Origin of the sequence: Acinetobacter rudis (assembly GCF_000829675.1) — a bacterium.
Classification (GTDB): Bacteria; Pseudomonadota; Gammaproteobacteria; order Pseudomonadales; family Moraxellaceae; genus Acinetobacter; species Acinetobacter rudis.
This window is the reverse complement of the sequence record NZ_BBRX01000001.1, coordinates 136,056-149,379: the sequence shown is the minus strand read 5'-3', so window position 1 is coordinate 149,379 and position 13,324 is coordinate 136,056. Positions and strand designations below refer to the sequence as shown.

Annotated in this window: 8 protein-coding genes; 2 read left to right on the top strand and 6 right to left on the bottom strand. The window is 35.0% G+C overall.

Going from position 1 to position 13,324, the window contains the following annotated elements:
* The first annotated feature begins 67 nt into the window (after positions 1-67).
* Together Aru01_RS00645 and Aru01_RS00640 are read left to right on the top strand one after the other, a co-directional pair.
* Positions 68-913, top strand: coding sequence for a 2OG-Fe dioxygenase family protein (locus Aru01_RS00645; RefSeq protein WP_016656158.1), 846 nt, complete (start codon positions 68-70; stop codon positions 911-913).
* Positions 910-1,803 (top strand): LysO family transporter, encoded by an 894-nt coding sequence (locus tag Aru01_RS00640; protein ID WP_016656157.1) that lies wholly within the window; start codon positions 910-912, stop codon positions 1,801-1,803. Before Aru01_RS00645 ends, Aru01_RS00640 begins: the two co-directional genes overlap by 4 nt.
* Positions 1,804-2,049: 246 nt before the next feature.
* Here the strand turns inward: Aru01_RS00640 and Aru01_RS00635 are convergent, their stop codons facing one another.
* The 6 genes from Aru01_RS00635 to Aru01_RS00610 all read right to left on the bottom strand — a co-directional run bounded on the left by Aru01_RS00635 (position 2,050) and on the right by Aru01_RS00610 (position 13,186).
* The gene (locus Aru01_RS00635; RefSeq protein ID WP_016656156.1) at positions 2,050-2,289 is read right to left on the bottom strand and encodes a hypothetical protein; all 240 of its coding nucleotides are present in this window, start codon (positions 2,287-2,289) and stop codon (positions 2,050-2,052) included.
* Between the two features lie 54 nt (positions 2,290-2,343).
* Entirely contained in the window at positions 2,344-2,544 is a 201-nt protein-coding gene (locus Aru01_RS00630) for a hypothetical protein (protein ID WP_016656155.1), read from the bottom strand.
* Positions 2,545-3,336: 792 nt separating this feature from the next.
* Entirely contained in the window at positions 3,337-3,711 is a 375-nt protein-coding gene (locus tag Aru01_RS00625; RefSeq protein WP_016656154.1) for an MliC family protein, read from the bottom strand.
* A 748-nt stretch (positions 3,712-4,459) separates the two neighbouring features.
* Positions 4,460-5,449 carry a hypothetical protein gene (locus Aru01_RS00620; RefSeq protein ID WP_016656153.1) on the bottom strand — a complete coding sequence of 330 codons (990 nt, stop codon included), beginning with the start codon at positions 5,447-5,449 and terminating at the stop codon, positions 4,460-4,462.
* A gap of 401 nt (positions 5,450-5,850) precedes the next feature.
* Positions 5,851-10,392 (bottom strand): translocation/assembly module TamB domain-containing protein, encoded by a 4,542-nt coding sequence (locus tag Aru01_RS00615; protein ID WP_040331271.1) that lies wholly within the window; start codon positions 10,390-10,392, stop codon positions 5,851-5,853.
* Between the two features lie 118 nt (positions 10,393-10,510).
* The gene (locus Aru01_RS00610; protein WP_016656151.1) at positions 10,511-13,186 is read right to left on the bottom strand and encodes an autotransporter assembly complex protein TamA; all 2,676 of its coding nucleotides are present in this window, start codon (positions 13,184-13,186) and stop codon (positions 10,511-10,513) included.
* Positions 13,187-13,324 lie beyond the last annotated feature (138 nt).

Below are 13,324 nucleotides of genomic sequence, written 5' to 3'. Positions count from 1 at the left end.
AATAAAAACTACACAACTTACTAGCATGATTTGAACTAATCTTTAGTCATCATCAAAAAGGTTTGATATGTTAACTGAGAATTTAAGTAAAGAAGTAGAATTAAGCCGAATCAATATATTCGATAATAATCATGATTTTTATAGTTCAAAGTTAAAAAAACTTTTTCAATCCCATGGTTATATAAATTATAAAGCTTCGGTAGTAGATATTGAATCGAAACTTATTATATCGAATGAGTTTAGAAAACTAGAAAAAGATCCATTTTCCCCACCTAATACTCAACGTTTCAGACGTTATGGAAATGCTTTGATACTTCCATGGGAAAAAGAGAAAAAACCAATTTGGTTACCTACTACAAAAAATAATGAAGGTACAGAATTATCAGGATATGATCAAGGCAATAATAATCCAGAGCATGGATCGATTCGATATTTTAATGCGCTGAGTGAGCAAGTTAAAAGATCAAACTATTTAAATAAAATTATCATTGAAGACTATAATTTGACATTTGGATTAGATGAATACTATCTACCTATATATGTGGGAATACATTTTGTTAAATTAACCTCTACCTGTGAACAAAGCTTAGGAATTAGTTCACCAGATTGTTTTCACCAAGATGGTGAACCTTTTACATTTGCACATCTCTTCTATCGAAGCAACAATATTATAGGTGGGGAAAATTATATAGCTCATCCAAGTGAAAGAAACAAACGGTTGGAAGATGTAAATTCAGCCAATATATATAGCCAATTCACATTGAAGAATATTTCTGATAGCTTTGCTGTACATGATTCATCCGTGTGCCACTATGTATCCCCGATTAAAAAAATTAAAAATGATCAATTCAATATTCCTGGTGAGCGCTGGATGATTTTAATTGATTATTCTTTAACGAAGCAAAAGATATGATAAATAACCTTATATTTTCTTTACTACCTATTCTGCTATCTCTGATAGCAGGATGGGGAATAGGACGCGTAATTCACCAAAATATCAGAGATAACTTAGTAAGCTATATCACTATTTTAGTTTGGTTACTTTTAATTTCTATAGGATTTCAATTTGGTAGTATCCTTTTTGACAAACAACTAGGAACTACAATAATTATTGAATCATTTATTTACTCTACAATTTTAACCCTAATAACTTTTATTTTATTATTTAAGAAAGTAAAAAACACAAGTACACATAAAAAATCAATATCCGAAATTTTAAAACCTATCAAAGAGTGTGTTATCGCTATATCTATGGTGGTTATAGGTATGATTTTATATCTGATACTACCAAGTGGCTGGAATAGTGAAATTCTAAGTAGCATACTTCTTTATATACTTATTTTTTTAGTTGGTGTTGATCTCTCCACAATTAAAATTCAATCTTTGACTATTAACCATTTTAAAGTTCCACTAATTACCATTGTTTCACTATTTATAGCAGCATATTTAACAACATTTATCTTAGATCGGTCGTTCTCAGAACTTATCGTTTTAGGCAGTGGTTTTGGCTGGTTTTCTTTATCTGGCCCATTGATAGGAAAAACATTAGGTGCAGAACAAGGAACCTTTGCCCTTCTTACTGACCTGATTAGAGAGTTCTATGCAATAGGCTTGTTATATTTAATTGGAAAAAATTATCCTAATCCTGTCATCGGTATTTGTGGAGCTACAGCAATGGATTCAACACTCCCATTTATTAAGAATAATTGCTCACAATTAGATGTTCAAATCGCTATTTTTAGTGGCTTCATCTTAACAATACTTGCTCCATTTTTTATTATATTCTTCAGTATATTTGTCTAAGCAACTCCAATGTAAATGATTTGGGAAGTTATCAATTAACTTCCTACTATCTAATTTTACAACTCTGCCTGTCATCCTATACGTCAATTCAATGCATCGCTATTCACCGACCTAGTAAAAGTACACTAACGTTAAATTGTATATCCTCATGCGAATGTACGTCATAATTTAATTTCATTAAATTACAATACATTCAATTTGAAGCAAACCACATGAGGATGATCATAATTGAAAATAAATAGCATATTAAAGAGAAAGTTTCTTTCTCCGACTTAGATAATGCTGAATACGCTTTATTGCTTCAACATCGCTAATATCTGTAGAAACCCAAAATGTATACCTAACACTCTCAATTGATGCAGATCTTTTTTTATATGTAGTAACAGTATTTGAACCTTTAATTTTAACTTTAAAAAAATTTCTTTCATAAATCTCATTTTTTAACACCTTGGCTGCATCCCAAGGTCCACCTATACAAATATCCATAAGTCTAATACCTAATTAAAGTTTATAAGTTAGCTAAAATAAATATTGCATGAATTAATGTGCTTTTATCCCCAATCTGTCTATTTTGAATTTTTGCCCTGTTGGAATTAACTCACTTCTTAAAAAATTAGAGGTGTGCAATCGTCCCTTAGTGCAGAACCATTTACATTTAAGTTTTTTCTTGGAAAGAGAATAAACAACCATCTCTGGGCTGCCTAGTACAAAAACTACAACACTACCGATTTCTAATCCCATAATTAGCCTCTAATTAGATGTTAAAAAACAAAGAGTCTATTATATTAAAGCTTAAGACCTAATAATCTTACTTAATATATACTCTTTAGTAGATAGAGAACACTAAATACTCTACTTTATACAAACTATTTTAAAAGAACCTAATCACAATTTTTTTATAAGCTACTCCTTTAAAATTCTTAATTTTTACTCTAAAAATTGCCTATAAGGTGTATTTAAGACTCTTCTTATGCTCCATAATCAGTATATATTTAAAAATAGAGTCTCCATTTTATGGTGTTATATATTCTAATATAAAATGTACATGTAAATAAAAGACATGAAACTTGAACGAACATAATTCATGCTTTTTATCGTAGTATTATATCATCATAATTTACTATAACCTTCTGTATAGTTTCAATAAATTTTTAAAATTTTTTCACCTACGTCCATCCAAACTCTAGATTAAATTTTCCATGAAATAATTCATAATTTTTATCTAAAATAGCTTTATAAAAATAAAATTTAACCTACATTAAACATGGTTTGAAACAGCATTAGCTCTATATTAAAAATATATTTTTTGTATAATATTAATCACTAGTTTTTCATACTATAAATAGCTTTCATATTAAATTAATGATTTATTTAATTTCATACCAGCTATTTTCTTTAGTACTATATTTTATTGCTATAGACTAAATATTTATAAAAATTTGATGAAGTTAAGCAAATTGTTCTGTTTATTTCTATCAATTAGCCTAGTCCAATAAAAAACCTCCTTGTGGAGGTTTTTTATTGATCAATTATCTATTTTACTTCTTTCACTGTAAATGATTTATCCGCTGCAAGTTCAATAACACCCTCATCACCTTTGGTGTGAACAGATACACCATTTTCACCTTCTAGACGCATACCACTTCCAGCTGGTGCTTCTTTAAGATCATAGCTTTTGCCATCATTATCAACCAATGTCGCAGTAACAAAGTTATCTTTAGTGGTCAAAGTAAATTCTTTTTTATCCTCTGTTGTATACTTTACAGTTGACTCTGTTATTTCATGAGCTCCAACATGTGATGCTGCACTTACAGAAGCAGTATCTGGAGTGGCTGCCTTATCTTTTGAACCACATCCAACCAAAGCAGCAACTGCAACAAATGAAGAAATTAATAGTAGTTTTTTCATTTAAATCTCTATGATTATAAAGTTTGAGTATTTATCTTACCTATAATCAAAATATATATAAACTTGAAATTACACATCTTATAAATTTGCACACATAATCTAATCGACATGATCTAGACAATAGGTCTAAATTAATTTCAACTAAGTAGCTTCATCGTGTATATAATTCAAATGCGAGTGAGTGATTAAAGTTCATCTTAAAATATTTTAACAAGCTAAAATGCGCGGTAGCTGGACAATACAGCCATTAAAAGTTATTTGGTATAAGCCTGTAAACCCTATTTCATTCATTAATTTTTTTTAAGAATTATATAGCTTTCGATTTTAAAATTTATTCCATTTAAGTATGGTCGCTTTACACCCTCACCGCTCTCTATAGCATATCCTTACTCTTGAAGTTCTCAACGATATATGCTGTATATTTTCTAGCCACTTACTCAATTAATGAGTCACTTCAATACCATTAGGCTATCTACATATTACTACTATTCATTTGTGCTTAAGCATATTGAGTGAATAGCCTGTAATATAATTTTTAAAGTTCCGACTTTTAGTCGTAAAACCACTTCTAGCAAATACAAAACAGAGTATTACAAACAGCTATTTCGTTGAAGTAACAATCACTATTTTAAATGGTTTTGCTTCAAAACATGCTACTCGAAGTAGGTCAAAAAGTAGCTTATTTATACTTAACTTTAGGATGTAAACAAAATTACTCATATAAATATGTTATTTAAGGTTTAAATGATCATTTCAAATTTAAAAAATTTCTCTCTTCTTGAGTTTTATCCATATCAAGATCGTACATTGTCTCTTGAACAACCTTAATTATGTATGATCTATTTTCAGAAATGGTCTGATTAACTTCGGCCCAATTATATTTATCCCATCCATTGACTACGGATAATTGATCTGTCTTCTTCTCTATATTTTCAAGAATTTTCTTAATAAATAGATGACCTTTTAACCTCTCATCTTTAAATACTTTTGAACCATCAATATATTTTCTATTCAGTAATTCAGATGGCAGATTTAATTGTCCATTCGTATTATCAGATAACACAGCTAATCGATGCCACAATTGATTATAAGGAACGGCATAGACGTCTGACTCTAATTGAGCTTGAGTTGATGGTAGTTGTGTTAAACCATTACCACCTTGCGTTCCTTGTCTCAATAGACGCTCCATAAGGTTTGTCATACCCTCAAGATACCACCCTCCTTTAAACTGGTTATACCCATACTGATAAAGATGAAAAATCTCATGGGTTCCTGTAGTCCAATAATTACCAGGGAATCCTTCTAAATTATTACGAATATGTAGTGTTAATGAACATTTTCCTTCTTTAATTGGCTTATTAATAAAATTTTGAGCCATTTCAAATGCAACACCATTTCCGTTTAACTTGATTAAATGAATATCAATATATTGAGCTACTCCTCTATATCTATTGCTATCCAAGGGGTGAGTAAATCCTAAATAAGTTAAAGCCTCTGTAGTTGCATTTGCTTGAATTGCCATGTTTTCAACATAATCAGGAATGCCATTGTTATTTAGGTCAGTTCGATCTGATAAATAATTTTCATTTTCTGGATTAGAGTTGTAGTAAATCCTGAATTTTCCAGATTTATAGACTGAGTCCACACTAGGCAAAGTACTGGTAGAGCTAAGACATGGAGCTGCTGCATTTACCGAGCCCGCAACAAAAACAAGTCCTAAAAATAATATTTTATTCATATTAATTAATCTCTTATATTTTATTGAACGGTTATAATTACATAATTTTACAAAGCTTTATAGCTTCATTTGTAAATTCATCCAAAAATTTAGCGCTAAAAAATACTGTCACTTTATATATTTGATTAGGATCCGTCTCTTAATCCTAAAATAGTCAGCAGTTGTGAATATGAATTACTCATTTCATTCTTTTCTATACACATCACTTAGATGGTTTAAGCCTTCATTCTTGGCTCAGCATCAATATTAGATTTATGCAGTTTCACTCTTGGCCAAAACACGACAAGGGCAGTTTATCTTAAGATAAACTGCCCCACCAATCTAAAAACAAACCAAAAGTAAAATCCCCTATAGATTTTTTCCTTAAATTATCAACAAGTTAAGATAAAATAAGCATTATTTTAGAATTTCCAGTTGTAGAAAATATCTATCGCTTTTTCTACAGACTCACTGGCTTCTAAATATAAACGTTTATTCATTTGATAACGCAAGGTCAATTTATTAATCGGTGTAAATACCCCTACACCATAACGAATATATAAGTCAGGTGTAATGTAGCCTGTTACACTCACTTGAGTATCATCACCTGTACCTTGTGCATCTAATGCCAAACCACTTAAACCTAATGTGCGGCCAATCTGATTGGTAAAGGCACGTGTACCACCTAAGCCTAAGCTAATCCCAGCTGCAGCAATGGTATTGTTTACATCAGATTTAAATCCTTCAGTATTATTTAATCCACTTGAACCTTCATTTACACGACCTGTAATTAAGGCATTTAATGCTTCTTGTTCAGATAAACCAGCATCATTAAAAATTTGAATGTTTGGACTGGTTGCAGTACCCGTTACACGGACACCAACGTTACTTCCTGAGACAACTTTGTTGGTTTCAATATCAAGGGTTGGATTAGATAATGGCCCATTAAAACGTGCAATTGCGCGGTTTAGATCCAGTTTTTGTCCATACGCTTCAATGGTTACTCGTTGACTAACACCGATCGCACCATTGGCACGCATAGCCACTTGTTGACCGCGTTGACTCAAGTTTAAACGTCCAATTAAAGGAATACGGCTATCAAATCCTTGGAAAATAACTTTATCACCAAGACTTACAGCAACATCAGCACGAATATCCCATGGCTTAGTTGACTTAAATATCGCTAATGGGTCTTGACCCTGTTTAACAATACGAACATCTGGAGATACGTTAACCACTGTAGCACTTGATTCTGGCATTGAGATCAAAGCACGTGGCACAGCAACTGTACCATTGACACTAATTCGTTTGCTCGCAGGCAATACATCAAGCTTCATCTCAGTATCTATTACTGCTCGTACTAGTGGAGCCTGACTAATTAAAAGCTTATCACCACTCAAATTAAGTGTAATGCGTGGATCATCTTTCCAGTCAATGTTGCCTGTAAGTTTACCTACACCACTACCACTATTAAATGCACCATTGATATTTGCTGAACTTTGGTGAATCGATGAATAGAGTTGGATATTATCTAAATTAACCGGTATGGAAATCATACTAATAGCGCCATTTTTAAGGCGCAGTCCACCATCAAATAATGGCTGAGTAAGTGTTCCACCGATTTTACCTGCAAATGATAATGTACCATCCATTTTACGCACATCAGCAATAAAAGGTTTTAAAACTCTTAGCTGAACTTCATTGAAGGCGATCTCGCCTTGCATGGTCTTGTTTGCACTATAAGGATTAACCAATACACTCGCAAAACCTGTACCAATATCTGGTGCTTTTAAATCAAGACGAAGTAATAATTTATCTTGGATGCTTTTCGCAACAATACTGGCTTCATCATAAGTCATCGTCGATGCAGGATCATCAGGATCATCTGCAGCTAAACCAAGCTCACCTTTGCGAGTAATCAAACGTGCATCAATGACGGGAGCTTTACCTTGAGTCCAACCCGCTTTAGCGTAACCATTAAGATTACCTGTCATCGCTAAGCCTTCAGGCATAAATGCAGCAAAATCTTTTAAATCTAGATTATTTACTGCAAATGAAATATTACCCTTAGCTTTACTTGCTCGTATAGGCTGGTCGAAACACAGTTGACTATCTTTGCTGGTCCAACAATGTTGGCCTACAAAAAGCTCTGACTTCGATGCACTGAAAATAATCGGTGCATTGGCTGTTTGTTTTAAGTGAGCACGTACTGAGTCAAACTCACCTTTTTGCACTTGTCCTAACCAATCATTTTGCGCGTTAAAACCACCAACAAACTGTACATAAAGTTTGGAGTAATAGTTCCAACCCTGAATTTGCAACATATGGGCTTTGCGTGTACCCGTTAAAGTAATTGCACCATGTTGAATTTCACGGCCACCAGACCTTAACGTATCCATTTCAGCACGAATTGAACTTGCAACCGTCTCAGAAGTAGGTAACTCACCCTTTAAACTGAGTTTCTTAATACTCAAACCTTCAAAACCGAAGTTGTCCACGACCATATTTGCAGTTGCACTTAAACGCGGTTTTGCTTGCAAATTAATATAACCATAAGCGCGACCACGTAAGCCGTTATATAGCTCCATTAATGCTGGTGCATCAATTTTTAAACGTAAGTTTTGTGCATTACCAGATGCTTGCAATTGATTGCCCGCATAAGATAAAAACAAGTTATTGGCTTCAAACTGCTGTGGTAATAAACCTGCTTGATTACTATTGAGTATCATCGCAAGATTACCTTGACCACGTAGCGGTTTGTTGTTAATCATTCCGGCTAAATTTAACTGCTCAACACTCACGCGTTTTATTCGATCAGACCACTGACCTTGTGATTTCACTTGACCAGAGACTTCACCGCGAAGTGATGACACAAAATAATGCGGCTTGAAGCGCATCATCGAAGCATTAATATCCCAACTAATGCCTTCTTTTAACAGTACTTGACCTTTTGCAGAAGCTTGTCCTGCAATACCACTATGCTCAAATTGATCAATACGTATAAATTCAGGCGTACCTGAAAGGTTAATTTTTAATGCACCAGAACCGACTGGAACTTGAGTTGAATTGAGTGAACCTGCATATTTGACTGCAAAACTTTTAAATGCACCACCTGATTTGGCATCATTAAATAATAAACCAATATTACTTTTACCAGTTAAACGCACACTTTCCATTTTAGCCTGATTGGCCATTTGACCAACTAAATCGATAGCTTCAAGCTGAATAATCTGCGCATTTGGCTGAGCATACCCATTGGCTTGTATATGTCCATTCAATAAATGAATCGGTGCAGCAGCTGCGACTGTTTGCGGATTGAAATTTTGTGCGTTGAGTAAAGCATCCCATTTCAATTGACGCTTTTCAGTAGGCAACTCTACATAAGCTTTACCTTTTAAACTGCCTTTGCCTGTATCTAAGCTAAAACTTGGTACTGTTAAATTATTATCTTTAATGGCAAGTTGAGCAGTGTATTGCCCTGCTGGCAAGCTACTTTTCTCATGTGTTGCCACTCGGGTATTGACTTGAATATTTTGTTGCTGAGTATCGATACGTAAGTCAGCTTGACCACTATCACTGCTTAACCAACCAATATATGGCATGGCACGGTTAATTTTACTCCAACCCACATTAAGCAATAAAGGCTGTGCAACAGGTGTTTTACCTTGAGCAACTGGCTTCTCTTCTGCTTGATTTAGCTGTAATGCCCAAGACTCATAACGATCAAAATTGACATTTGCATTAAGATGTAGACCGTCTTTCAATTCACCTTTACTACTTAGGTCAGCATCCAAAGCTGGTGGCAAGAAATCACGCACAACTTGTGGGATAATTTCATCTTTAGGGCTAATACGATCTAAACGACCACGAACATCCCAGTGCACAAAATCTTTCCAGCCCAATACTCCGTTTAGATTAACTGAACCACCCATTAACTGGCCATTCAGCTGTTGAATATTAAGCTTCTCAACCAAATCAGTAGATAAAGTCCCAGTATATTGACCTTCAGGAATCTGCGCACCGCTTAAATCGGTATCAACATCAATATTTAGACCTTTGATATTACCATAAATTTTAATAAGGCCATTTTTTGATAACAGTTTTTGTTCAGGTACAACTGGCCAATGATAATCACGCAATCTCAGTTGACCTTGTAATGGCACGTCAGTATCCATTGGATGAGCAATTGCCCAACCACTTAAAAGGTCTGGTGTTTGTGTTGCAAAACCAGCACGAATACGATCCAGAGATCCCTGCACATTAACTGAGATTTGCTTTATATTGAGGCTCTCTAAGGCAGGAATCGTCACAAGTGCTCTAGCAGCAATTGGATATTTGCCTGCTTGCGTAAAATCCATCATGCCTGAGGCATTTTTAACAGCAAGGAAACCCATATCCATCTGGGCATCAGCAAAGGTTAACTTTGTGCCTGACCACAATACATCCTTTGCAAGGATATCGTTAAACTCGACCTCTGTACCAGAGTTTTGAATTGATAAGTGATCTAAATCGGCTTGATCAATACGTAAAACAAAAGGCAGACGAATATCATTGAACTTAAAAGGTTCATGACTTGGTGGAGCATGATTGATCACTTGTAAGTTAGATACATTGGCACGACGTAAATGAATTTCTTTAGCAAATATAGCTCGCCATCCCAACGCAACATCAGCGCGATCAGTTTTAATGTCTAAATCTTTTAAACGAATGACGAGATCATTTAAAATAATCCCTTGAACGATATTACCGCTCTGATATTTATATTGGATCATACTTTGTTGTGACAGTACGCGATCCAATAAAAAACGACTTCCTTTATCCGTCGATACCATCACAGCAATAGCTGCAAACAAACAAACGATAAGTAAGAGCGTTCCCCATAATAGGCCTTTTAACAACAGACGTTTCTTTTTCTGTATCGGCTGTTGAATTTGAGGGTCTTTTTGCTGTTCGTCGTCAGCCATCGTCATTGTGAAAATCCCCGAATCTTAACTTAATATACAAATACACTTGAGTAATAAATTACTTTAAGGGCTCTATTATTATGAGCCCTTAAGAAAATAACAATTTAAATTGCTCAAACTAAAGCTGTGAGCCAATAAAAAAATGTAAACGCACAGGTTTACCTGGTTCCGAAACCCCAGAAGCCACATCTAAACGAATCGGCCCGATCGGAGAACGCCAACGTACCCCCACACCTACACTATATTCAATTGGATTACTAAATTTTTCATCATACGCATTACCAAAGTCACTAAATAATGCTGCGCGCCAACCTTCTTTAAATTGATAGTTATACTCCATCGTACCTATGGCTAAACCTTGGCCACCCACTTTATAGCCATCAATCATCGGTGATAAACTCTTATAGTCAAAACCACGCATACTCTGGTCACCACCAGCGAAGTAACGCAAATTATATGGTACTTTATTAAAATCGTCCGCGTAGATATAGCCTACATTTGCACCTGCAAGGAACTGATGATTGGCATTTTCACCTAGAGAATACAGCGCTTTCCAATTTGCATTAACGATCGCCATATTGGTATTACTTAAAACTTTATCACTCCCTAACTCAATCTTATAAGATTGCTTAAAGCCTTGAGTCGGGTTAATACGATTATTACTGATGGTTTTTGATACTTCATAACCCACTAAAAATGCTTCCTGCTCAGGTTCTGCACCTGGAATTAAAAAGCCATTAGGAATATCTGTATCTGGAATATCACCATTACGCGTCATACGATCTAGACGATACCGAACACCAAAAATTTGTTGCCATTCACGACGTGAATTTTTAATAATACGGTCAGCACCTAATACAGCTGTTTCAATGGTTAAATCTGTATTTGGACCAACACCATCACGCGTTTCACGCTCATAACCACCGACTAAACTAATATAGTCATTCAGTGGATGTTTGTATGGAATACTATAACGACCATCGAGTGACTGACGAATTTTTGAAACTTCCATGTTGGCATCAAAAGCATGCCCATATTGGTTGACAATAGCACGGCGGTACTGACTACGTACTCGAACCCCTGTATCAGTACCATAACCAATACCTGTTTCTAAGCTGTTCAGTTTATCCGCATTTAAAGTCACAATAACGGGCACAACCTTATCTATACGGACTTGGTCTTTCATTGCATCTAATTCATTTGCACGGTCATTTTGTTGATCAATAGATCTTTGTCCAGGAGATGCTGCTCGTTTTTCAGCACCAGCAAATTGTTGCTCATCAACTACCGTTTGTGTCACTTCTTTATTTGACACTTTGGCAACTGGAGCTGCCTGGGGTTGCAAAGTATTGAGAATCGCTTGCTCAGAGATTTTATTTGCATCAACCAGTGCCTGTAAGTCTGGAGGTAGATCTAAATCATCCGGCAAGGCATCAGGACGTACAGCATCCACCAAGGTAAAGTTAAAATATCTACTGTTTGTTAAATTATTGGCCAAACCATTGACACGCCATGCAGTGTAATCAGCTCCGGGTTGCCAAGGCGCTAAGGTTTTTAAAATGTCCAGCTTAATCGGTAACGGTTTATCTGGATCACTCATACGAAATTCAACATGACCCAGCTTATAACGTTGCCCTGTATCGTAACGTAAATTTATATCGACCGTATTTTCAGGCTGATTGACTTTTACATCATGTAAACGCCAAAGACTATCAAAGAAACCGTTATTACTTGCTGCCTCTTGAATATTTGCTTTGGTACTTTCATATAATCCATGATTAAAAGTATCGCCAATATTTAGCTCTGGTAATAATGCCAATACTTGGAACTGTGGTAACCTACCACCTTCACCCAAAAACTCAATGTGCTGGGTTTCAACAATTGCAGGCTCACCAGGAGTTACTTGAATATGTAAGCGATGGTCATTTTGCTTTTCAAATTTGAAAGTTGCATTGTAGTAACCAACTGCTTGTGCTGCTTGGTTGGTCATACTTCTAAGCTGAGGGACAGCTGAAGCATAATCAGAAAATGACTCAACTGTAAAACTGGATAGTTTTGCACGAATATTTTGCGCTAATAAAGTCGGTGCACCATCAACTACAGTCGTAATTTTTGGCATGACTTCAATTCCAGCCTCTTTAGGTGGACGAATGCGCTGCACAATACGCTTAATGAAACCTGGCTTCTCTTGTACTGTTTCATCTTTTTTTGTGAAATCTTGGAATGAATTACCATTTTCTCGTGATTGAACAATAATTTCTTTGTCAGCCTCAATATTACGCATTAACTGATCGATATCGACTGGCGCACGTTTGATTTCTTGAAACTCTTGTTCTGTAGACTGAGCAACTTCAGGTAAATTATTAATTTGCACGCCTTGTTTAAAATCTTGTGCCTGCTTTTTAGCATCCTCCGCCGCTTGATAAATTTCATTTGCCATATTTGGATCAATGCTATTGGCAGGCAGGTCTTCAAGATCTTCAAATTGTAAAGGCTGGATAGGTTGAGATTTACTCGCTTGAATTTGTTGTTGTAATAACGCAACACTATCTACATCAGGTTCAGGCAATGCAACAGCTTTATGATCATTATAAGCAGTCGCTTCTAACTCAATCGAATCATGCTGATCCGTGCTTACTGCTGTTTCTGCTAAAGGCTGTGCATATAGGTTTGGTGTAACAAATACACTTAAAAACACACTTAAGCATAGATATTTATTGACATTATTGGCATCAATAATTTTGTGAAGATGATAAGTGATCACCGATTTTCTAAACTGAATTTGGGTTGGCATACCAAGCTCTATATACTTTCAATATCCGATTCTGCTACAAAAAATGGTTTATTGATTGAAAAAAACCATTCAAAAAACAGAGTTAAATTTATTAATAATTGGTGAATTGTACAATTTAAAAATATCATACAGGAATTT

Bases quoted from the DNA above. Each gene is read 5' to 3' on its own strand.
- Aru01_RS00610 (WP_016656151.1), bottom strand. From the start codon at position 13,186: ATGCCAACCCAAATTCAGTTTAGAAAATCGGTGATCACTTATCATCTT.
- Aru01_RS00645 (WP_016656158.1), top strand. From the start codon at position 68: ATGTTAACTGAGAATTTAAGTAAAGAAGTAGAATTAAGCCGAATCAAT.
- Aru01_RS00620 (WP_016656153.1), bottom strand. From the start codon at position 5,449: ATGAATAAAATATTATTTTTAGGACTTGTTTTTGTTGCGGGCTCGGTA.
- Aru01_RS00625 (WP_016656154.1), bottom strand. From the start codon at position 3,711: ATGAAAAAACTACTATTAATTTCTTCATTTGTTGCAGTTGCTGCTTTG.
- Aru01_RS00615 (WP_040331271.1), bottom strand. From the start codon at position 10,392: ATGGCTGACGACGAACAGCAAAAAGACCCTCAAATTCAACAGCCGATA.
- Aru01_RS00630 (WP_016656155.1), bottom strand. From the start codon at position 2,544: ATGGGATTAGAAATCGGTAGTGTTGTAGTTTTTGTACTAGGCAGCCCA.
- Aru01_RS00635 (WP_016656156.1), bottom strand. From the start codon at position 2,289: ATGGATATTTGTATAGGTGGACCTTGGGATGCAGCCAAGGTGTTAAAA.
- Aru01_RS00640 (WP_016656157.1), top strand. From the start codon at position 910: ATGATAAATAACCTTATATTTTCTTTACTACCTATTCTGCTATCTCTG.